At 37.9% G+C, this 23,875-nt stretch carries 17 protein-coding genes and 2 pseudogenes; 16 read left to right on the top strand and 3 right to left on the bottom strand.

The features are described from left to right. Window positions 1–63: 63 nt before the first annotated feature. The gene (uvrC, locus tag JM83_RS05595) at window positions 64–1,857 is read left to right on the top strand and encodes an excinuclease ABC subunit UvrC (RefSeq protein WP_144960159.1); all 1,794 of its coding nucleotides are present in this window, start codon (window positions 64–66) and stop codon (window positions 1,855–1,857) included. Then, window positions 1,858–4,083, top strand: a complete 2,226-nt coding sequence (locus JM83_RS05590; RefSeq protein WP_144960157.1) for a patatin-like phospholipase family protein — start codon at window positions 1,858–1,860, stop codon at window positions 4,081–4,083. It abuts the gene before it with no gap. Between the two features lie 121 nt (window positions 4,084–4,204). On the opposite strand, the gene JM83_RS05585 is transcribed toward JM83_RS05590, so the two are convergent. Genes JM83_RS05585 through JM83_RS05575 form a run of 3 tightly spaced genes read right to left on the bottom strand, consistent with a single transcriptional unit; the run spans window position 4,205 to window position 7,046 of the window. Then, window positions 4,205–5,452, bottom strand: a complete 1,248-nt coding sequence (locus JM83_RS05585) for a hypothetical protein (RefSeq protein WP_144960155.1) — start codon at window positions 5,450–5,452, stop codon at window positions 4,205–4,207. After that, on the bottom strand, window positions 5,424–5,855 hold the full coding sequence (locus tag JM83_RS05580) for a ubiquinol-cytochrome c reductase iron-sulfur subunit (protein WP_144960153.1): 432 nt from the start codon (window positions 5,853–5,855) through the stop codon (window positions 5,424–5,426). The genes JM83_RS05585 and JM83_RS05580 overlap by 29 nt, the downstream gene beginning before the upstream one ends. 3 nt (window positions 5,856–5,858) lie before the next feature. Further along, window positions 5,859–7,046: a di-heme oxidoredictase family protein gene (locus tag JM83_RS05575; protein WP_144960151.1), complete on the bottom strand. Its 1,188-nt coding sequence runs from the start codon at window positions 7,044–7,046 to the stop codon at window positions 5,859–5,861. A gap of 225 nt (window positions 7,047–7,271) precedes the next feature. Between JM83_RS05575 and JM83_RS05570 the strand changes: the two genes are divergently transcribed. The 14 genes and pseudogenes from JM83_RS05570 to pgi all read left to right on the top strand — a co-directional run bounded on the left by JM83_RS05570 (window position 7,272) and on the right by pgi (window position 23,820). Next, window positions 7,272–7,550 carry a hypothetical protein gene (locus tag JM83_RS05570; protein WP_144960149.1) on the top strand — a complete coding sequence of 93 codons (279 nt, stop codon included), beginning with the start codon at window positions 7,272–7,274 and terminating at the stop codon, window positions 7,548–7,550. Window positions 7,551–7,774: 224 nt separating this feature from the next. Beyond that, window positions 7,775–10,345 (top strand): annotated as a pseudogene (locus JM83_RS05565) (efflux RND transporter permease subunit). Then, window positions 10,251–10,925, top strand: a pseudogene (locus tag JM83_RS19760) (efflux RND transporter permease subunit); the annotation flags it as partial. The pseudogenes JM83_RS05565 and JM83_RS19760, both read left to right, overlap by 95 nt. Window positions 10,926–11,012: 87 nt before the next feature. Further along, a complete protein-coding gene (locus JM83_RS19755; RefSeq protein ID WP_409994702.1) occupies window positions 11,013–11,474 on the top strand; it encodes a TolC family protein in 462 nt (153 codons plus the stop codon). 119 nt (window positions 11,475–11,593) lie between these two features. Next, complete coding sequence (locus JM83_RS05560) at window positions 11,594–12,565, top strand: efflux RND transporter periplasmic adaptor subunit (RefSeq protein WP_144960147.1); 972 nt, start codon at window positions 11,594–11,596, stop codon at window positions 12,563–12,565. A 45-nt stretch (window positions 12,566–12,610) separates the two neighbouring features. Beyond that, the gene (locus JM83_RS05555) at window positions 12,611–13,033 is read left to right on the top strand and encodes a Fur family transcriptional regulator (protein ID WP_144960145.1); all 423 of its coding nucleotides are present in this window, start codon (window positions 12,611–12,613) and stop codon (window positions 13,031–13,033) included. Between the two features lie 205 nt (window positions 13,034–13,238). After that, window positions 13,239–13,799 (top strand): hypothetical protein, encoded by a 561-nt coding sequence (locus tag JM83_RS05550; protein WP_144960143.1) that lies wholly within the window; start codon window positions 13,239–13,241, stop codon window positions 13,797–13,799. A gap of 167 nt (window positions 13,800–13,966) precedes the next feature. Next, on the top strand, window positions 13,967–15,904 hold the full coding sequence (locus JM83_RS05545; RefSeq protein ID WP_144960141.1) for a heavy metal translocating P-type ATPase: 1,938 nt from the start codon (window positions 13,967–13,969) through the stop codon (window positions 15,902–15,904). A gap of 199 nt (window positions 15,905–16,103) precedes the next feature. Then, a complete protein-coding gene (locus JM83_RS05540; RefSeq protein WP_144960140.1) occupies window positions 16,104–17,264 on the top strand; it encodes a homogentisate 1,2-dioxygenase in 1,161 nt (386 codons plus the stop codon). Window positions 17,265–17,739: 475 nt separating this feature from the next. Then, window positions 17,740–18,879, top strand: a complete 1,140-nt coding sequence (gene hppD, locus JM83_RS05530; RefSeq protein WP_144960138.1) for a 4-hydroxyphenylpyruvate dioxygenase — start codon at window positions 17,740–17,742, stop codon at window positions 18,877–18,879. 316 nt (window positions 18,880–19,195) lie between these two features. Beyond that, the gene (locus JM83_RS05525) at window positions 19,196–19,972 is read left to right on the top strand and encodes a DUF3108 domain-containing protein (protein ID WP_144960136.1); all 777 of its coding nucleotides are present in this window, start codon (window positions 19,196–19,198) and stop codon (window positions 19,970–19,972) included. A gap of 4 nt (window positions 19,973–19,976) precedes the next feature. Further along, window positions 19,977–20,945, top strand: coding sequence for a tryptophan 2,3-dioxygenase family protein (locus JM83_RS05520; protein ID WP_144960134.1), 969 nt, complete (start codon window positions 19,977–19,979; stop codon window positions 20,943–20,945). A 2-nt stretch (window positions 20,946–20,947) separates the two neighbouring features. Next, on the top strand, window positions 20,948–22,183 hold the full coding sequence (locus tag JM83_RS05515; protein WP_144960132.1) for a M23 family metallopeptidase: 1,236 nt from the start codon (window positions 20,948–20,950) through the stop codon (window positions 22,181–22,183). Window positions 22,184–22,185: 2 nt separating this feature from the next. Further along, window positions 22,186–23,820, top strand: a complete 1,635-nt coding sequence (pgi, locus tag JM83_RS05510; protein ID WP_144960130.1) for a glucose-6-phosphate isomerase — start codon at window positions 22,186–22,188, stop codon at window positions 23,818–23,820. Window positions 23,821–23,875 lie beyond the last annotated feature (55 nt).

Genomic DNA, 23,875 nt, shown 5'->3' with positions numbered 1-23,875 from the left:
AATTTAACATTTAGTATCAGCAAAAATTTAATGCTCCCAGGAATATGTAATATATTTGAAAAAATGGAAACAACGCCCCTAAAAATACAATTGCAAACGCTTCCCGACAGCCCGGGGGTTTATCAATATTACGATAAGAACGGGAAAATCCTGTATGTAGGGAAAGCTAAGAACCTTAAAAAAAGGGTTGCCTCCTATTTCTCAAAATCCCATGACAGCCATAGGATAGATGTAATGGTAAAAAAGATCCACGATATTAAACATATTGTGGTGAATTCTGAAACCGATGCGCTGTTGTTGGAAAACAATCTTATTAAGAAATATCAGCCACGGTTTAATGTGATGCTCAAGGACGATAAGAGCTATCCTTGGATATGTATTAAAAATGAACGTTTTCCCCGAGTGTTTCCTACCAGAAGGTTAATAAAAGATGGCAGTGAATATTATGGACCGTTTACAAGTTTTAAAACCGTTAATACCTTGCTGGACCTTATTAAAGGCCTATATCAGTTGCGCACCTGTAACTATGACTTAGCTGCAGAAAAGATAAAAAATGGCAAATATAAGGTGTGCCTTGAGTATCATTTGGGTAATTGCAAAGGACCTTGCGAAGGTTTGCAGGCAGAAAAGGAATACAATGAAAATATTGAAGCGATCCGGAATATCGTAAAAGGGAATTTTAAAGAGTCCTTGCAATTGTTCCATCAGCAAATGAAGGATCATGCGGATAAAATGGAGTTTGAAGATGCGCAAAGGATCAAGGAAAAGATCCATGTGCTGGAAAATTATCAGTCCAAATCTACCGTGGTAAATCCAAAGATCAATAATGTAGATGTCTTTTCTATTGTGAGTGATGAAGGATATGGATATGTGAATTTCTTACAGATCTCCCACGGTGCGATCATTCGCTCTCATACCATAGAGATGAAGAAAAAACTGGAGGAGACAGATAAGGAATTATTGGAACTTGGAATCATTGAAATACGGCAACGATTTAACTCGATGTCCAAAGAAATATACGTGCCTTTTAAAGTAGATGTTGGGGAGGACATTAAGATCACTGTTCCAAAACTGGGAGACAAAAAGAGCATTATAGACCTCTCCCATAGAAATGCAAGATATTACCGCCAAGAACAATTCAAGCAAATGAAAATTGTGGATCCAGATAGGCACGTTAATAGGATCATGGCACAGATGAAGGAAGATCTGCGATTGGGTGTAGAGCCCAGGCATATAGAATGTTTCGATAATTCCAACATACAAGGAACCAATCCGGTTGCTGCATGTGTGGTTTTTAAGAATGGAAAACCAAGCAAAAAAGACTATCGTAAGTTCAATATAAAGACAGTAGAAGGCCCCGATGATTTTGCATCTATGGAAGAAGTTGTTTTTAGAAGATATAAGCGTTTGTTGAATGAAGAAGAGCCATTGCCACAACTAATAATTGTAGATGGGGGAAAAGGGCAGCTTTCTTCTGGAGTTAAAGCGCTAGAAGCATTGGGATTACGAGGAAGAATAGCAATAATAGGAATTGCGAAAAGGCTGGAAGAACTATATTACCCGGGAGATTCTATTCCGCTGTATCTCGATAAAAAGTCTGAAACATTAAAAATCATCCAGCAATTGCGAAATGAGGCGCATAGATTTGGAATTACATTTCACAGAAATAAACGGAGCAGTGAGGCGTTAAATACAGAGCTGGAATCTATAAGTGGAATTGGGGATAAGACCGTGGTGGAATTATTGAAGCATTTTAGGTCGCTTAAAAGAGTAAAAGAGGCTACCTTAGAGGAATTAGCACCCGTAATTGGAAATTCCAAAGCGAGTATTATCTATAATAAATATCATTCCGATTAAATGAAAAATCACCTGCTACTTATTGCTTTTTTACTTGCTTTTTCTGGATTTGGCCAGGAGAAGGAGGAAATGAAAGTAGGCTTGGTTTTAAGTGGGGGAGGAGCCAAAGGACTGGCGCATATTGGAGCTTTAAAGGTAATTGAAGAAGCAGGGATTAAAATAGATTATATAGGGGGGACTAGCATGGGAGCTATTGTTGGGGGCTTGTATGCTGCAGGCTATACTGCAAACCAGTTGGACTCTATTTTCCATGAGATCAATTTCAATATTCTAATACAAGATGATATTCCCAGAAGTTCAAAAAATTTTTACGAGAAAGAAGAAGATGAAAAATACGTAATAACCCTCCCGTTCGATAATTTTAATATCTCTTTTCCTTCAGGACTTTCCAAGGGACAAAATATTTATAACCTAATGTCCAAACTTACGCTGCATCTCGGTGCGAATCAAGATTTTAGTAAGTTGCCCATTCCATTTTTTTGTATTGCAGCAGATATTGAAACCGGGGAGCAAGTAATATTGGAAAGCGGATCCTTGGCAAAAGCTGTTTCGGCTAGCGGGGCCATCCCCTCTGTATTTAGTCCTGTAACCATAGATGGAAAGATATTGACAGATGGCGGGATTGTAAATAATTATCCTGTTGCAGAACTTAGAAAGCGGGGAGCAGAGATAGTTATTGGAGTGGATGTTCAGGATAGCTTGGCAGACAGAAAAAATTTAAAAGGCGTTTTCGAGATTCTTACCCAGATAAATAATTTTAGGACCATCGCTCATATGGAGGAGAATATAGCACTGACAGATGTCTATATCAAGCCAAATATCAAAGGTTTTAACGTGCTTTCTTTTGAAAAAGGTTCAGCAATCATAGATTCTGGTGAAGTAGCCGCGAGAAATAAATTGAAAAATCTTCAATTAATCAAAGAGAAGCAAGGAGATAAAGTAAGCCTTCCAGTAAAAATAAATATGGTAGATACCATTAACATCGACGCCCTTAGCATTGAAGGCAATAGTAGCTATCCAAGAGCGTATGTTCTGGGGAAACTGAATTTAAAATACGATTCCGGTTATACTATTGAAAATTTAACCGACGGCATCAATAAACTATCTGCTACGGGAAATTTCAATAGGATCAACTATAGCTTAACACCCAAAAAGGATGCCTATACCCTCGCTTTGCAATTGGAAGAAAGCCAAAATAAGATGTTTTTAAGGCTCGGTTTGCATTATGATGACTTGTACAAAAGTGCGGCACTAGTAAACCTTACCAAGAAAAGTTCTTTATTTGCGAACGATGTAGCTTCATTGGATGTGGTCTTGGGGGATAATTTCAGGTACAATTTTCAGTATTACATAGACAAAGGATATTATTGGAGTTTAGGGGTTAAGTCCAGATACAATACGTTCAATAAAGGAATTCCTTTTGATTTTGTGGATAGCAATGCAGATGTGGATGGTATTGGAATCAATAAGATCGAGGTAGATTATCAGGATTACACCAATCAATTTTATGTAGAAACACAATTTCAACAAATATTTTCTTTTGGGGTGGGGCTCGAACATAAATACCTGAAGATTACCACAGAAACTCTAGGGAATCTCACTACCAGTGATAATCCAAATGGGACTTTCGAAAAAAGCAATTACTACAGCACCTTTGGATATTTAAAACTGGATAGTTTTGATAACAAACATTTCCCCACCAAAGGTGTCTATTTCGACGGGGAATTTCATTTGTATTTGTTCTCTTCAGATTACAACAATAACTTTAACGAATTCTCCATAGCCAAAGGAACTGTGGGTTATGTATTTACTCCTTTCAGTAAATTTACAACTCGAATTTCTTCTGAAACAGGATTCAGAATTGGGCAAGGAGGCCCCAACTCCTTGGATTTCTTTCTTGGGGGTTATGGCAACGATTTTATAAATAATTTCATTCCGTTTTATGGGTACGATTTTATAAGTATTTCCGGCGATGCTTATATAAAATGGATGCTGGAATTGGATTATGAGCTTTTCAAAAAAAATCATATTATCCTGAGCGCCAATTTTGCGAATGTAGAGAACGAGTTATATTCTTCAGGAAACTGGTTTTCTGCCCCAGATTATACTGGTTACGCATTAGGTTATGGACTAGAAACCTTCTTGGGCCCCGTGGAAGTGAAATATTCGTATTCTCCAGAAATCAAACAAAATGAATGGTTCATCAGTGTTGGATTTTGGTTTTAAAGTTGAAATAAGAGAATCAAGAATCTGGGGCAAGCCCACGAAGTATGTCCCGAATTCTCGCGGGGAAAATACTTTCATAAATTTGAGGCTTGCCTCGGGTAATTAAACCCTCAATGAGGGTTTAGAAATAAGTACTGAACCCAAGAAGCCAAGACGCACTTTTTGCAGCCGAATTACTTAAAATATCCTTTTGCCATGAGTATTTATAGTTCAACCTAAAAACCGTTTGGCTGGTTGGTCTAAAACTAATGGCAGGAGTAACAGCCAATATTTGATCTCCAATTTCCAAATTAGTTCCTTCAAATTTTCCAACATTCCAATCTACATAATCGAACCTTGTGGCGATATTTAATGTGGCATCTTCCCAGGCTAAAATTCTTCTCTTTAATATGGGCTGCACCACATCTATAAATGCTCCCTGCTGCTTATTACCAAACTGCTGAGTAAAGCTTGATGGCACAGCTATAAGAGCATAAACGGCTTCACCAACTAGATAAGTGCCAGTTTTTTTGATGGTCGTATTAAAATCGATGGCAAAAACAGCTACTCTTCTTTTTTCGTCCAAAACAAGACCGTCTTCTTCAAACTTATTGTAGGCTCCGCCCATATAAGAAAACCCGACCTCACCTATTCTTCTGTTTTTTATGGCAATTTTACCAGAGACTAATGGCTTGCCACTAAAATTCTCTTCAAATCGTTCTTCATTTTCTTTTGCTGCCGGCATAAAAGTTTTGTTTTCTTCATTATCTATAATATTGCTGTCAAGACCATTGGTTAAATAAGCTTCATATCCAAAGATCCAATCTCCTTTATATGTTTTTCCATACATCCCAAAACCGGCATTGGACCAGGTTGCAGGCAATAAATTCACTGCAACATCTGGACGCTCTACAAATTCCCATTTTGGGCCATCGTGGTTTTGATTGAAGGCTCCAATAGGGTTCATAATGATACCTCCCCTGAAATTAAAAGCCGGATGAAATGCAACATCCATGGCAGCAAATTCGATCCCAATTTCTTTGGTACCATCTTCAAATTCGATCTCGGTTAGGAATTTTATTCGCTTACTTAGTGAAGCAGACATGAATATGGTAAGTCTTCTGGCTTGAAAAGAAAGACCATCAGTAATTCCATCTTTATTTGTATATATGGAATTGGCTTCTAAATACCCTCCTACAGCTGCTGGGGATTTGTTCACTGTTAAAAATGGCCTGTCGTAAACAGCATCCATGTTCATGGTTTTTACGGTGGAATCTTGGGGTACTCTTTGGATGATTGGCTCTTCCTCTTGTGCGAAGATTGTTGCTGAGGTTAGTAAAGTGATTCCTAAAGCTGTTTTTTTAAGATACATAGATGTAAATATTGTCATTATCGGTAGTCGTTTTAAACGTTTTTAAGTCTTGATCTGCGGGTCCTTCCAATACCTTTCCTGAAGTTGAAAATTCGCTTCCGTGGCATGGGCAACTGTAAATTCCGCCACCTACATTCAATTCGCAGCCTCTATGGGTGCATTTAAGTAAGGAAGCGACATAAGAATCTTCAGAAGTTTTAAAAAGACAAATTGGAAATCCGTATTCTTTTATGGAAAGCAACACAAAAGATCGGGCGCTTTTTCCTTCCGTTATGAATTCAGATTTTAGAACCGTTAATTTTTCGGCATCGCTTTTTACGGTTGCGTAATGGGCAGCTTCACATGATTGAAACCCAACACCTAACAAAGGCAAGCCCAGCCCTACGGTGCAGCAGGATTTTATAAATTTTCTGCGTTCCATCTTTTATAAAGATTCCAAGAATTTGATTAATTTTTGTTTTTGTTCAGTTACCAGATCCATAAACTTGTTTTTAGAAACCTCGGCCTCACCTCCGTGTAATAAAATAGCTTCTTCAATACTCATTGCTCTTCCGTCGTGCAATAAAAAGTAATTCCCCCCTTGCGATTCCTTACTTAGTCCTAATCCCCAAAGTGGCGGAGTTTTCCATTCAGAAGTCAAGGCATAACCTTCGGTATAGTTGTCGTCTAAACCAGCACCCATATCGTGCAATAACATGTCCGAATATGGGTGAAAATCTTTTTCAGAAAGAGCCTTTATAGGTGAAAATCCGGTTCTTAAGGTGGGAGTGTGGCATTTGGCGCAATCTATTTGTACAAACAGTTGCTTTCCTTCAATTACATCCGGATTGTCTTGATCTCTAGGGATTGGCTCTTTTAGTGTTTTAAGATAAAAAACGAGGTCGTTCACCGTTTGAGTGCTCACCTCTGGATCAACTTCTAGCCCGCTGTAAGGATCTATGGGTTCAAACAAAGAAGTAATTCCCATGTCTTGATTATAGGCTGCCGATGTTTGATGAAGTAAATTGTAAGCCGCCCCTTTTTTGCCGAAACGAGAGATATATCTCCCATTTTTTTCGATGCTGTTTGGTCTTAACCGAATATATTCGGGAACTGTATTATAATGTGGTCTCCCGCTAATTCCATCGCCATCCATATCATTAGGATCAGATAAAGTTATTAATGCTTGATCTGGAACCGCATCTAAAAAACCAAGACCTGTAACTGCGGGTGCAATAAGATCTGAAGAAGTAGCTCCGGAAGGTAATTTTTCCGGTTCGAAACCCGGGATTGCTTTATGTTGTAATTGGGGTCCACCCATATTTAAAAACTGGTTTCCCAGAGTGTCCGATTGTCCAAACCTTGTGAATCGTACAAATAGTGATCCTTTCCCGTCTCCTGCATGGCAACTGGCACACTGATTTGAAACGAAAATTGGCCCTAATCCACGATCTGTGGTGAAAACTTCACCAAATGCGATGTCTCCTTTTAAAAATTGAGCTTGTTGTTCTATGGACAATCCTTCCACTGGATCATCTAATACCTCAAATTGTTCTGGGCCGCTTGGCGATGTCTTTTCGCAAGAAATGAATATAAAGGTCATTAGTAGGCCTAAAGTAATTTTTAAATTCATCGTGTTAAAATAAATATTTAGGCAAAACTAAAAATTGTTTATGCAATAACCTAAAATTTATTTAGATTTATTAAAATGTTCTGAAATATTGATAATAAATGAATGTTTAGCATTATTTTTACTTTCTGTATTTATTTTTTGGGCAGAATTAGGGAAAATCAATTTCAATAATATTGGTCTTAAATGCAACGGCATTGTACTTCCAAAAAAAGTACTTTTGTGCCAATGAATTTTATTACTTCCATATCACTTACTTTTCTATTCCTGCTTCAGGGATTTGGACTCACTTTGGATTTGTGTTGTGAATTGCCAAAAATTTCCAATCTTTTAGAACACAATGAGGCTTTTGGAGACTCTTTTATGGAATTTATAGAGGAAGATTATTTTACTTTTGATGGTTCCCAGAAGCATCATGACACCCCAGACCATGAGCATTTACCATTTCAAGGCAGTCATCATTGTTGTGCCCATTTTCTTTTGAATCAATCTTTAGACACAGATTAGATGATTTCTTCTGAAATCGCAGAATTAAAGCCGCAATATTCATTTTATATCTCTGAGCTCTTTTCAGAATTTTTGGATTCCCCTTTTCAGCCCCCGCAAGGATAATTTTAGTTAGGGTTTTAGTAATGCTCTTTTAATACAGCCTCTTTTGTTAGGTGCTTAATCTGTTGGTCTTAATAAAACCGGTCCCTTCAATTATTTTTTAATCAATATTCAGCTTAAATATGCTTAACAGTATTATAAAATTTTCCATTACCAATAAATTGGTAATAGGATTACTCACATTTGGATTGATACTTTGGGGTGTTTACTCCTTAAATCAGTTGCCGGTAGATGCCGTGCCGGACATTACAAACAATCAAGTACAAGTAATAACCACTTCTCCAAATTTGGCAGCAGTGGAAGTAGAAAGACTCATTACGGTCCCAATCGAAATCACGATGGCAACAATTCCCGAGATTGAGGAAATACGGTCTTTTTCGAGATTTGGATTGTCTGTGGTCACCATTGTATTTAAAGAGAAAACTGGGAACTCCGGGAGTTGCAGATGTGAGTAGTTTTGGAGGGCATCTTAAGCAATATGAAATTGCAATTTCGCCAGAGCGGTTAAACGCCATGGATATTTACATTGGTCAGATTTTCAGTGCTTTAGAAGCTAACAATGAAAATACCGGGGGAGCTTATATTGAGAAGGGCAACAATGCGTTGTTCATAAGAAGTGAAGGTTTGGTTGGCTCTTTAGAAGATATTGAAAATATAGTAGTGAAGAACAACCCAAGTGGAAGCCCGGTTTTAATTAAGGATGTAGCCAAAGCGCAAATTGGAAGCGCGGTAAGATATGGTGCCACTACCCGTAACGGTCAAGGGGAAGTGGTAAGTGCGATTGTAATGATGCTAAAAGGAGCCAATTCTGCTGAGGTTATAAAAAGCATCAAGCTAAAAATGGAGGAAATCAAGAAAACCCTTCCGGAAGGAGTAGTGATAGAGCCTTTTTTAGATAGAACAAAATTAGTAGATAAAGCGACCAGTACGGTCACAACAAACCTCGTGGAGGGAGCCCTTATCGTTATTTTTGTTTTACTGCTTTTATTGGGAAATCTAAGAGCGGGGCTTATAACAGCTTCGGTGATTCCATTAGCCTTGCTTTTTGCATTTGGAATGATGCATATATTTGGGGTTTCAGCAAATCTTATGAGTTTGGGAGCCATCGATTTTGGACTGATCGTAGATGGAGCCGTAATTATTGTAGAAGCCACACTTTTTTCATCTTGGAGCGTTAAAAATCGGTAGGAAACTAACGCAATGCGAGATGGATGAAGAAGTGTTTCAATAGGCTAGTAAGATTAGGAACTCCGCGGCATTTGGGGAAATAATTATCCTTATTGTATATCTGCCTATCCTGGCTTTGGTGGGAACCGAAGGAAAGATGTTTGGTCCCATGGCGCAAACCGTCAGTTTTGCCATTTTGGGGGCATTTATTTTATCATTGACCTACGTGCCCATGATATCTGCTTTAGCGTTAAGCAAGAACACAAAGCACAGGCCAAATATTTCAGGTAAAATCATGGCTTTTTTCAATAGGATTTATTCCCCTGTGATAAAGAGGGCGATGAATTTTAGGATAGGGGTTTTACTAATCATTTTAGGATTGTTTATCGCATCCTTGCTTGTGTTTCTGAACATGGGAGGCGAGTTTATCCCCACCCTGGAAGAAGGGGATTTTGCGGTAGAAACCCGTGTAATTACGGGGAGTTCATTAAAAAATACTATAGCAGCAACCACGAAGGCTGAAAAGATTTTATTGGACAACTTCCCCCGAAGTTGAGCAGGTGGTTTCCAAAATTGGATCGGGGGAAATCCCTACAGATCCTATGCCCATTGAAGCTGCCGATCTTATGATCATTTTAAAAGACAAAGACGATTGGACCTCGGCTTCTTCCAGAGAGGAACTGGCAGACAAAATGAGCGAAGCATTGAAAGTGATCCCGGGAGTAACTTTTGGTTTTCAGCAACCCATCCAAATGAGGTTCCATGAATTGATGACCGGAGTTCGGCAGGATGTTGCTATAAAAATTTATGGGGAAGATTTGGATGAGCTATTGAACCAAGTGGCAGAAGTAATTATAGAGGATGGTCCTTACCAGATTCAGCGGGATAATACCCAAAGAAGGATTGTAGTGGCTTTTAATGTTCGTAATAGGGATGTAGAAAGTGTAGTAGAAGAAATAAGTGCTGAAATAGAAGAGCAAATAAGTGTTGCCCCTGGTTATACCGTGGGTTATGGAGGGCAATTTGAAAACCTTCAGGAAGCGACAAAAAGACTGAGCTATGCAGTGCCTTTGGCATTATTGCTCATATTTATCTTGTTGTATTTCACTTTTGGGTCTATAAAACAAGGGATATTGATATTTACTGCGATCCCACTTTCGGCAATTGGCGGTGTGTTTGCACTCTATTTTAGGGACCTTCCCTTTAGTATTTCGGCAGGGGTTGGTTTTATTGCCCTTTTTGGAGTGGCAGTGCTAAACGGAATCGTACTTATAGCCGAATTCAACCGACTTAAAAAAGATGGAATGACAGATGTTTTTCAAAGAGTGTATCAAGGTACTGCCACTCGTTTACGCCCAGTGATCATGACGGCTTCTGTAGCCTCTTTGGGATTTCTTTCAATGGCACTCTCGGGGGTCATCAGGGGCAGAGGTGCAACGCCCGCTGGCAACTGTGGTTGTTGGAGGTTTAATTTCGGCCACCTTGCTTACTTTAATTGTGCTTCCTGTATTGTATTATTATTTTGAAAAAGGATGGAGAAAAACGCCAAAAGCAGCAGTTTTAATGGTGATTTTTGGAATGGGCTTTGGAAGTATTGGCTTTGCTAAAGAACAGGATCCAATAAAAATGTATCCATCTTTAGAGGAATTAATAACTGTCGCAATTCAAAATAACCCAGAAGTACAGGCAGCAAAGTTTAAAACACGGCAAACGGAAGCCTTGGGCGGAAATTCCTGGAACCTTCCTAAAACCGAATTTAAAGGGGAATATGGTCAAAATCACAGTATTTATAATGATGATCTTCGGTTGAGTGTAAGTTAGCGATTTGAGTTTCCTTCTGTTTATATAAATAGGTCCAAACTGAATAAAGCTGAAGTTAAGAGCAGCGAGATTAGGGAAGCTCTATCCAAAAATGAGCTTATCGCGCAGGTAAAATCGGCTTATTACATGCTTTTGGTGGAAAAAGGCAGGCGCGGGATCTTCCTTAAACAAGACAGTATCTATTCCAATTTTAATAGGGCGGCAGAGATCAGGTATAAAACGGGGGAAAGCAACATCCTCGAACGCGCAACTGCAAGTTCCAGGGTTGCAGAGATTGAGGTACAGCAGGAAGAAAACAGTGTAGCAATTAGAAGGCAGCAAAGAGAACTACAGCAATTGCTAAACTCGGATAAATTGGTGAATGTCCCATTTATGGCAATACAGTTTTTGTTGGAAAATGAAAATTTCATGCTTCAAAAAGATTCGTTAAATAATCCAAGACTTGCTTATTTTGGACAACAAATAGAAATCTCACAATTAGAAAGAAAAATAGAACAAGCGAGGCTTTTACCAGATTTAAGCATTGGATATTTTAACCAATCTTCCAATGGCCCAGGACAAAATTTAGCGGGAGATCGGGTAATATATGATTCTTCCGATAGGTTTTCTGGAGTATTATTTGGAATTTCCCTTCCTATCTGGGCACGACCGCAACTCTCTAAAATTAAAGCAGAAAAATTTAAAACCAAAGAAAGGGAAGCAACCTACCAAGCGATAAGCAATAAAATGAATACCCAATATGTGGTTTTACAGGAAAGATTGGCACAGCTTCAAACAAGCCTAGAATCTTACAGTGAATATGCGCTTCCGCAGGCCAAACTTATTTTTAAATAGGCTCAAAGAGGTTTTAAAGAAGTAGAAATTGGCTATGTGGAATATATCCAAAGCTTGGATAGGGCCGCAAAAATAGAGTTGGATTATTTAGGGATCGTCAATCAATTCTTTTCATCTCTATGGCGGGTTGTGGGGAATCTTCTTCAGAAGAAAAAACAGGTGAGAAAGCAGGGCAACATTCAGAAGAGAATGAAAATCATATAGAACTCACAAACGAGCAACTTAAGAACACCAATATTGTAATTGGTAAAGCCGAAATGCGATCGTTGGGAAGTGAGATTAGCGTGAATGGAATGATAGATGTTCCACCACAAGGAAATATCTCCATTAATATCCCTTACGGTGGCTTTCTAAAATACACAGAAATGTTGCCTGGAACCAAGGTGAAAAAGGGACAATTATTAGCAGTTATAGAAAATCCTATGTTAATAGGAGTCAATTTAAAAAATTTGAAAGCCGGTAAAATTAGCTCAACAGTGAATATTTATTCCCCGGTTACCGGCCAGGTTCGTGAAGTTTTTAGCAATATAGGGAAATATGTAGGACCCGAAAACATTATCATGGATGTTACAGATTCTAAAGATCTTCATGTAGAACTTACGGTATATGAAAGTGATATATTAAAAGTACAAACAGGTCAGAAAATAAGATTTAATTTGGCCAATAAACCTGAAAGTTGGAAAGAAGCTGAGGTATATTTGATTGGAAGTGGTGTTCGGGACGACAGAAGTATTACGGTGCATGGTCATTTATCCAAGGAATATGAAGATCTATGGCCTGGTATGTTTGTGAATGCAAGGATCGAGACGGGAACTTCAGATAGTTATACGCTTCTGGAGAATGCTGTAGTGCGGTTTAATATGAAAAACTATATTTTTATTAGTAAAGGCAGCAATAAAAAAGATGGCGTTGAAAAGCATAACTTTGAAATGGTAGAGGTGAAAACTGGTTCCTCTGAAGCAGGAATAATTCAAATAAGCACAGTGGAGCAGGAGCTTGATTTTAAGAAGGTTGCTAAAGTGGTGAAAGATGCAAATACCTTGCTAGCCACAGCTAAAAACAGTGAAAATGAGGACGGGCATGCTCACTAAGCTTTGATGGATTTGCTACGGATTCTTTAATTGAACAAACCTAAAATGACAAAAAGCATCGAAAATTTATTGGAGCAAAAGAAAATAAGGCCCACAGCCATGCGGATTCTTATTTTTAAGTTTTTATATAATCAGGAAGTAGCTACAAGTCTTACGGATATTGAAAATGCTTTTGAAAAATCTGATAGGACCACTTTATATAGAACGCTTAAAACTTTTGAAGAAAATGGGGTGGTGCATAAAATTGATGATGGTTCCGGGGTAACAAAATATGCCTTATGCGAGGAAAATTGCAACTGCGAGGTAGAAACAGATCTTCACCTACATTTCCACTGCAATCAGTGCGGGGAAACTGTTTGTTTAACGAATCATAAAATTCCGCATATCAATTTGCCCGAAGGGTTCAGCGCAGAGGATGTTAATCTTGTGGTAAAAGGGGTTTGTGATAAATGCCAAAATATACTCTAAACGTCTTCATTTGTAGGGAAGGAGTTTGGGTGTAACTATTTGCAATACAATATTTTATGGTTCATTATGTTAGGGCGATCATAAATTTAGATCCAGTTTTAAAAAAGTTAATAGAACATAAAAACTACGTTAATCAGGGTTAAAATTGCAGTGGCACCCTCTTTTAGTTATTAGATTTGGTAAGAATCAAAAAAAAACCAATTCTATGAAAACCATTAAAATTATCAGTTTAAGCTTACTATCTGTAATAGGATTTACGAGCTGTAGTTCCGACGATGACAACAATGACGATGACATCCCAGTTGTAACAACTTATTCTACCTCTTTTGGCGAACTTAATAATTCTGCTGTAAGCGGTACTGCCACTATTAGTATAGAAGACAATAAAATGACCGTTGAGATAAATGCTTCAGGTCTTGTTGCCGATCAAGCACACCCTCAACATATACATGGGAAAGACGCCAATAATGAAGATGCTACCTGTCCTCCTGCAAGTGCAGATACAGATGGGGATGGTATAATAACCATTCCAGAAGGAGCTCCATTTTACGGTGGGGTTTTATTGCCTTTGGATGAATTTCCCACTGCAGATGCCACGGGAAATATTAACTACACAAAAACTTTTACTTTAGGAGAAGGGGACATGCCTACATTGGAGGCATTACTTCCATTGGAAAATAGGGCAATTGTATTACATGGTTTAATGCAAGATGACACCTATGTAGCAACCATTCCTGTAGCTTGTGCTCAAATAGTTAAGGATTAATTCGGTTTAAAACCAGTTAACTTTTAATAAAAAACCCATCTTAAAGAGATGGGTTTTTTTTTGCTCCCTCGTAAAATGCCAAATCTCAGCAAGATCATCGTACAGATTTTAATGCACTACAATTGCAGGGCTTTGGGCTGTATTTTTGTAAAATAAATTCAGCCTACATGCCTAGTGAAAAAATTGTTTTAGAAGATGTAACTCAAGATTGTTGCGGATCTTGTGAATCCACCTCTACAAGATCAAAACTCAAAATTTATTCGCCTGTCCTTTTCAGTTTTTCAATGCTAACGATAGGTTTAATGATCGATAATTTATTGGAAACCAGCTTTTTTGATGGTTGGTTTAGAATTGTTTGGTATGTTTTGGCCTATCTCCCTGTAGGCTATCCTGTATTGATGCTCGGGATAAAAAACATCTTGAAAGGGAATTTTTTCACTGAATTTTTCCTGATGGCCATTGCCAGTATTGGTGCATTTGCTATTGGTGAATATCCAGAAGGTGTTGCTGTGATGCTCTTCTATGCCGTAGGCGAGCTGTTTCAAAATTCAGCCGTGACTCGGGCGAAAAGCAATATAAAAGCCTTGTTGGATGTAAGGCCCAATGAGGCACTGGTATATCGTAAGAACAATTACCTATCAGTACATCCAGAAAGCGTTGAAATTGGAGAAAAAGTACAGGTCCGGGTTGGCGAAAAAATTCCTTTGGATGGTGTTTTGCTTTCTGAAAAAGGTTCCTTCCACACCGCAGCCTTAACAGGTGAAAGCAAGCCTAATACCCTAACAAAGGGCGAAAAAGTATTTGCAGGAAGCATTAATTTGAATGGGGTAATTGAAATTGAAACTACTAAAGAGTTTAAGGACAGTTCTATCGCCAGAATTCTTGATATGGTGCAAAATGCCACCAAAAGAAAATCCAAAACCGAATTGTTCATTCGGAAATTTGCGAGAATTTATACGCCCGTAGTGGTGTTTCTTGCTATTGCCTTGACGTTTTTACCTTATTTTATCGTAGAAAATTATGAGTTTCAAGATTGGTTATACAGGGCATTGATTTTCTTGGTTATTTCTTGTCCGTGTGCGTTGGTTATCTCGATTCCGCTGGGTTATTTCGGCGGCTTGGGAGCTGCTTCCAAAAATGGAATTCTGTTTAAAGGCGCATCATATCTAGATGCAATGACCAAGGTAAATACGGTGGTGATGGATAAAACCGGAACTGTTACCAAAGGTGTTTTCAAGATCAAGGAAATAAAATCCATTGGTTTGGAGGAAGCTGAATTCATGAAATACCTCATGTCGATGGAAGAACAATCCACCCATCCCATTGCAAAGGCGATTATGGAATATAAGACCGATGGCCATAATTATGGGGCTTCAAATGTTTCCGAAATTGCAGGAAAAGGATTGAAAGGGACCGTGAATGGTAAAATGGTTTTAGTTGGAAACAAAGTTTTGATGACTTCAAACAACATTGAAGTGCCGGCAGAAACAGATAATATAGTGGAATCAATAGTCATGGTGTCTATGGAAAACAAATTTGCTGGATATGTAATTATAGCAGATGAATTGAAGGAGGATGCGCATGAAGCCATTAAAAAAATCCGGGAATCGGGTATTACCAAAATTATAATGCTCTCTGGCGATAAGGATTCCATAACGCAACAAGTTGCAAGAGAATTGGGGATCGATATGGCAAAAGGTGGTTTGCTTCCAGAAGATAAATTGAAAGAAGTAGAAGAAATAAAGAAACAGTTAGGACCAAAAGTGGCTTTTGTGGGAGATGGTATAAACGATGCCCCCGTGCTTGCCGTAAGTGATGTTGGAATTGCGATGGGGGGATTGGGAAGCGATGTTGCCATTGAAACCGCAGACGTTATTATACAAACCGACCAACCTAGCAAAATTGCTCGAGCCATTAAAATAGGGCGCTCCACACGTAAAATTGTATGGCAGAATATTGGTTTGGCCTTCGGAGTAAAAATAATTGTACTTATTTTAGGGGCCGGTGGCTTGGCCACTATGTGGGAAGCCGTTTTTGCCGATGTTGGGGTAGCTTTATTGGCGATTTTAAATGCAATTAGACTTCAGAAAATGGAATGGAAATAAATCTGTTTTTAAATTAGCAAATCCTAATTTTTAGAATAAATAATGCAGCATAGTCTTGTTGTGCACCTTTTACTTTTAAGGCTTCTTTAGTATATTTTTGATAAAAAATAGCGATATTTGTTACACTTGACAGTAAACTTAACAGGGAGTTAATGATAAGTATAACTCACAGAAGTTTTTAACCAAAAATTAAGATCTCATGCCATTTTATCATAAGCTCGGGAAGATTCCACATAAGCGCCACACTGTTTTCAAAAAACCAGAGGGCAGCTTGTACCATGAACAACTTTTTGGGACTATAGGTTTCGATGGGATGTATTCAAATTTATATCACGAACACAGGCCTACACAGGTAAAGGAAATTAAAGGAAATTATAGCGTTAAGCCGAAAATTTCAAATGCAAACAATATAAAATCTTATAGATTTAAAGGATTTCAAATTGTTCCACACCCGGATTATCTGGAAAGCAGAAAAGTGATGCTAACCAATAGCGATGTGGATATCGCGTTGGCGGCACCGCAACAATCCACGCAAGACTATTTTTATAAAAACGCAGATGCAGACGAGCTCCTTTTTATTCATAAAGGGAGCGGAAAACTAAGAACCCATTTAGGAAACTTGGATTTTAAATATGGGGATTATTTATTGATTCCTCGGGGTGTAATTTATAAGTTGGATTTTGATGACGAAAACAACCGTCTTTTTATAGTAGAATCCAGAAGACCTATTTATACCCCTAAAAGATATAGAAACCATTTTGGACAATTATTGGAACATTCCCCATTTTGTGAGCGCGATCTAAGGCAGCCTTATGAATTGGAAACCAATGATGAAAAAGGGGATTTTTTGATCAAGGTTAAAAAACAAGGAGAAATCTTCGATATGATCTATGCAACGCATCCCTTTGATGTTGTTGGGTATGATGGCTATAACTATCCGTATGCATTTTCCATACATGATTTTGAACCAATTACAGGAAGGATACATCAACCGCCACCGGTGCATCAAACTTTTGAGACCGATGCCTTTGTGGTTTGTAGTTTTTGCCCTAGAAAATACGATTATCACCCAGAAAGTATTCCTGCGCCATACAATCATAGCAATATAGACAGCGATGAGGTGTTGTATTATGTAGATGGGGATTTTATGAGCCGGAACGATATTGAGGCAGGTCATATTTCGTTACATCCAGCCGGAATTCCCCATGGACCACACCCGGGAGCAGTAGAACGCAGCATAGGGCAGACAGAAACAGAGGAACTGGCAGTGATGGTAGATACGTTCAAGCCTTTAATGGTTACAGAAGCGGCTATGGAAATTGCAGATGATACCTATCATAAATCTTGGTTGGATCATTAATTTTTAATTAGATAATTAGAAGATTAGAAAGAAAGAAAATTTGGATTATGACTTTTAATGAAAGATATAAGGATAATATAATTCTAATTAAGAGTTTTGAATTTTCTAAGAATATTATAAAACACCCTTGTCATTCTGAAGGAAACGTAGTGGACTGAAGAATCTCAATAATACAGCATCAATTTACCTAGAGATCCCTCCTAGCGTCGGGATGACATACAACTAAATTACGTCAATGGGAACTTTTTAGGGGTCTCCTCACCGATTCATGGGATGCTGAAACAATTCCGACAGCTATCGGAACAGCATGACGAAAAATTTGAACAAAGTCATTATTAGCATAAAGACGGAAAATTAGATAGCCTAATAAGCTGAACAAAAATAAATTTGAACACTAATAAATCAAACTGAATCTTTGGTTTTGATTAGAAAATTATAATTATCTAATCATCAAATTTTCTAATATACTTTAACAATGAGCACAGATAACACCTCTTTACACTTAGAAAAAAAAGTCCCACAAGCAGAAGATTTCCTGCCATTATTGGGAACAGATTTCGTTGAGCTTTATGTCGGGAATGCCAAGCAAGCAGCCTATTACTATCAGCATGCGTGGGGCTTTCAGCCAGTAGCATATTCAGGATTGGAAACGGGAAAAAAAGATAGCGTTTCCTATGTGTTGCAGCAAGATAAAATTAGAATAGTACTTACCTCTCCTTTGCAGCCAGAAGGGCCAATAAATGAGCATATCAATAAACATGGCGATGGGGTTAAAGTAGTGGCACTTTGGGTAGATGATGCTAAAAAAAGTTATGAAGAAACCACAAAGCGTGGCGCTAAATCTTACTTAGAACCTTATGTAGTGGAAGATGAAAATGGTTCGGTGGTTTTATCTGGGATTCATACCTATGGGGAAACCGTGCATGTTTTTGTTGAGCGAAAAAATTATTCAGGTCCTTTTTTGCCTGGTTATAAAGTATATGCGCCCAAACTTAAAACAGAACCAACCGGCTTGAAATTCATAGATCATATGGTAGGGAATGTAGGCTGGAACGAAATGAACAAATGGTGTGAATTCTATGCGAAAGTGATGGGCTTTGCACAGTTGGTTTCTTTTGACGACAAAGACATCTCCACAGACTATACGGCTCTAATGAGCAAGGTAATGAGCAACGGAAATGGACGAATAAAATTCCCTATCAACGAGCCGGCAGAAGGAAAGAAAAAATCACAAATAGAAGAATATATAGATTTCTATAATGGGGCAGGGGTGCAACATATTGCCTTGGCAACAGATAATATTATAGACACGGTAACAAAACTTAGAAACAGGGGGGTGGAATTCCTTTATGTTCCAGCATCTTACTACGATACCGTTTTGGACAGGGTAGGGGAAATAGATGAAGACCTTGAGCCACTAAAAGAGCTTGGGGTTTTAATAGATCGGGATGACGAAGGATATCTTTTACAGATCTTCACGAAGCCCGTTTTGGACCGCCCAACGATGTTTTTTGAGATCATTCAACGAAAAGGCGCACAATCTTTTGGAAAAGGAAATTTTAAAGCCTTATTTGAGGCTATAGAGAGGGAGCAGGAATTGCGGGGAACGCTATAAAAACGATAGATAAATTAACAAGTCAATTAAATAAGAAGTATATAATTGCCAACTTGCTAAATTTTGGGTTAAAGTTTATTTTAAGGTTGCAAAACAGGATAAATCTCTGGACTTTTGCACCGCATTTTTGGAGTGGTTACCAAGAATGAATTAATTTTTTTTCATAATTTAAGTTTTAGTTGGTTAATAAGATAAAAACCCCATCATTAATTTGATGGGGTTTTTTAGTTTTATACATTTGGAATAGAAATTGTAATTCTTCATTATCAATATAAATTAAAAAAAGTTCATCCGGTTTTAATTAAAGCCCCAATACATGAAAAATAGATTTACAATTTTTTGCCTACTTGTATTATTGTTGCCGTTAAGTTCATTTTCCCAGAAAGCTTTTCAAGATGGGGAATGGTTCAAGTTCAGGATTCATTATGGCCCTTTTAATGCCAGTTATGCTACCATTAGCGTAAATGAAACCAATCTAAACAATAAAAAAGTATACCATATAGTAGGCAAGGGGAAATCTACTGGCTTGTTACATTTGTTTTTTAAGGTAGATGATAATTATGAATCCTATTTCGATAAGAGAACGGGGTTACCATACAGGTTCATTCGAAAAATAGATGAAGGAGGGCATACTAAAGACATTGAAATTGAGTTTGACCAAGAAAACAACAAGGCTGAAGTATTTGACAAAAAACACGGAGAAAACAATACCTATACTACACAGGAAAATGTGCACGATATGTTATCTGCATTTTATTTTATTCGAAACAACATTAATTCAAACAGCTTAAGAGCAGGGGATGAGATCAATTTAAATATGTTTTTTGATAAGGAAAACCATGATTTTAAATTAAAGTTCCTGGGAAAGGAAGTTTTGATCACAAAATTCGGTAAAATTGCCACTTTAAAATTCCGGCCGTATGTTATGGCAGGAAGAGTTTTTAAAGAGAAAGAAAGCCTTACTTTTTGGATAAGCGATGATAAAAACAAGATTCCGATAAAAATTGAAGCAGATCTTGCGGTGGGCTCACTCGCGGCAGATTTAGATGAATTTAAGGGATTAAAGCATCAATTAAAAATTATAATGAATTAATAGAATGAACGAAATCAAGCCCGGGATTGCTGAGAGAATTTTATTGCTTGAAGAAAAATTCAAGAATTCTGGTCAGGATATGGGTTCTTATCTAGATGGGCTTTTATATGATAATTACCTTACCTACTGGGACTATATCAGCCTAGATACTTTGTTGAGCCTACAAAATCCTAAAACCCATTTCCCAGATGAGGAAATATTTGTCACTTATCACCAAATTACAGAGTTGTATTTTAAGTTGATTTTGCATGAGCAAAAGCAAATAATTGCTGAAGCGAATTTGACCGCTTCCTATTTTATTGAAAAAGTAACCCGCCTTAACAGGTATGTTCGAATCCTTATAAATTCTTTCGATGTAATGATCAAGGGGATGGAACGAGGACAATTCCTTAAATTTAGAATGGCATTATTGCCAGCCAGCGGATTCCAATCGGCACAATTTCGAATGATCGAGATCAATGCAACGCCACTACAGCATTTAATTCCTTTTAAAGAGCGGCATAATTTTTCTTCAGAAAGTAATATCGAAGAGCTTTACAAGAATATTTATTGGAAAAAAGGTGGAATAGATCTTACTACCGGAGAAAAAACCCTCACCCTTAAACAATTTGAACTTCGGTACACCCCAAGATTTTTGAGAATTGCCAAAGATGTAAGAGGAAAAACATTGTACCATCAATATCTGCAACTTCCGGAGGATGAAAAAAACAACCCTGTTTTAATAGAAGGCTTGCGAAATTTCGACACCAATATTAATATTAATTGGTTGTTAATGCACATGGGGGCAGCGCACAGGTATCTCAATAAGGACAATAAAACCATTTCTGCTACGGGGGGAACCAATTGGAAAGAATTTTTACCGCCAAGTTTTCAGAAAAACAGTTTTTTTCCTAATCTTTGGAGTCCAGAAGAATTTGATAATTGGGGCAAAGAATGGGTGGAACACAATTTTAATACACAAAAACAGCATTGAATTTGAAGAATATAAAATACTTGCTATTATTGTCAGTTGCATTATCTGCTTGCAATAATGACGAAGAGGCTAAAAATGAAATAACCGAAGTTAAAGTAGAAGAGGCTGTTCCCGTGATTGAGGAATATGGATTTGTACTTCATGATTTTGAAGTTGTGCGGGACACGATACAATCTGGAGATAGTTTTGGTGAAATATTGGATGCACATGGGGTAAGCAGATCTAAAGTTTTTGAAATTACCGAACAGGTAAGTGAAACCTTTAATCCAAAAAGATTAGTAGTGGGGAAGCCTTATATTATCCTGAAAGCAAAAGACGCTGCTCAAACTCCCGAATATTTTATTTATGAGAACGACAGAATTGACTACACCGTTGTTAATATTGGAAAAAACATAGCGGCATTCAAATCCCAGAAGCCGGTTACCATCAAAAGGAAAACCGTTTCGGGGGTGATTGTTAGCAATCTATCTGAAGCTATGTCCAACCAGGGCTTGAGCGTATTGTTGTCTCATGAGCTAAGCAGTATCTATCAATGGAGCATCGATTTCTGGAAGCTTCAAAAAGGAGATCAGTTTAAAATGGTGTATAATGAACGCTATATAAATGATAGCATATATGCCGGAATAGAAAATATTGAAGGCGCTGTTTTTGTACACCAAGGCAAACCATATTATGCCTTCGATTATATGGCAGATCCGGAAAAAGGCGAATCCGACTTTTATGATGAAGAGGCTAGGCCTTTACAGAGTTTCTTTTTAAAAGCGCCATTGAATTTCAGTAGAATTTCTTCAAGATTTTCGGGAAATAGATACCATCCTGTTCAAAAAAGATGGAAAGCCCATAAAGGAACAGATTATGCCGCCCCACACGGAACACCTATCTGGTCTACCGCCAACGGAACCGTAATTGCGGCCAGTTATACGGGCGGGAATGGAAATTATGTAAAAGTAAAACACAACGATACCTATACCACACAGTATTTACATATGTCCAAACGAAATGTTAGGGTTGGCCAACGGGTAAAACAAGGAGATATTATTGGATATGTGGGAAGTACGGGGCTTGCCACGGGACCTCATGTTTGTTACAGGTTTTGGGTACGAGGGAAACAAGTAGATCCTTTTCGCCAGAACTTACCGGCAGCAGAACCTATAGCAGATAATATAAAAGAAGATTATTTTGCCGCTATTAAACCGGTGAGAACAAAATTAGATAAAATTCCATTCAAAGAAATTTAGCAATGCAAAATATAGATCCTACTACCACCCTCGCTTGGGGGAAACTGCAACAACATTTCGAAGAGATAAAAGAGATTAAAATGCAGCAGCTTTTTTCTGAAGAACCGCAACGTTTCAACGATTTCAGCATCCATTGGGAAGATTTTTTAGTCGATTTCAGCAAAAATAGAATCACTCGAAAAACGCAAGAACTTTTGTTGGAACTTGCAGAAGAATGTGGTTTGGAAGAAGCGATCAATTCATATTTTGGAGGAGAAAGCATCAATAGAACCGAGAACAGACCTGTGCTACATACTGCTCTACGAGCGAAGGACTCAGAGTGCGTACGTGTTGATGGAGAAAACGTGATTCCTGAAGTTTTTGAGGTGAAAGCCAAGATGGAAGCATTTTCCAATGCTATTATCTCCGGAAACACAAAAGGGTATTCTGGCAAGAAATTTACAGATATAGTTAATATTGGAATTGGCGGTTCAGATCTTGGTCCTGCCATGGTTACCGAAGCACTTGGATTTTACAAAAACCATTTGAACATTCATTATATCTCCAATGTAGATGGGGACCATGTTCATGAAATATTAAAGCCACTAAATCCAGAAACCACCCTATTTGTAATTGTTTCCAAAACTTTTACTACTCAGGAAACCTTGAGCAATGCAATCACCTCTAGAAAGTGGTTTTTGGACTCGGCACCTCAAGAAGCTGTTCAAAAGCATTTTGTTGCTGTTTCCTCGAATGTCGAAAAAGTGCAAGATTTTGGAATTTCTAAAGGAAACATATTCCCAATGTGGGAATGGGTTGGAGGGAGGTTTTCGTTGTGGAGTGCTGTAGGTTTATCTGTAAGCCTGGCAGTAGGATTCACTAAATTCAATGAACTTCTGGAAGGTGCACATAAAATGGATGTGCACTTTAAGAAAGAACCTTTTATTAAAAACATCCCTGTTCAGCTGGCTTTGTTGAGTGTTTGGTACAACAATTTCTTTAAGGCAGAGAGCGAAGTGGTCATCCCTTATTCTCAATATTTACAAAAACTGCCGAGTTACCTTCAGCAAGCAATTATGGAGAGCAATGGTAAAAGTATAGATAGAAATGGGAATCCTGTTGGTTATGAAACCGGTAACATCATCTGGGGAGAGCCTGGCACCAATTCCCAACACGCATTTTTTCAACTAATTCATCAAGGCACAAAATTGATCCCAGCCGATTTCATTGGTTTTAAAAAATCCTTATTTGGTGATAAAGGGCATCATGATAAATTAATGGCCAATTATTTTGCGCAAACAGAAGCACTCTTAAAGGGGAAATCCCAAGATGAGGTAAAAAAGGAATTGAGCAAACAAGGCCTGAAATTAGAACAAATTGAAACTTTACTTCCATTTAAAGTCTTTGAAGGGAACAAGCCCACAACGTCGCTTTTGATCGAGAAGTTGACTCCGGGGAGTATAGGAAAATTGATCGCCATGTATGAGCACAAGATATTCGTTCAAGGAGTGATCTGGAATATATTTAGTTACGATCAATGGGGAGTTGAGTTGGGAAAACAATTGGCTTCAAAAATTTTGAAAGAAATTAATGCCTCTGATGTTTCAAACCATGATGATTCTACAAACAATTTGTTAAATTCCTACTTAAAAAAGTAGTGTTTTTTATTGTTAATAAATTCTTAATAGCTTTAATGACTTCAGCGATAATCCT

Source organism: Gillisia sp. Hel_I_86, from assembly GCF_007827275.1.
Taxonomy (GTDB): Bacteria; Bacteroidota; Bacteroidia; order Flavobacteriales; family Flavobacteriaceae; genus Gillisia.
This window is presented reverse-complemented; position numbering and strand designations above follow the sequence as displayed.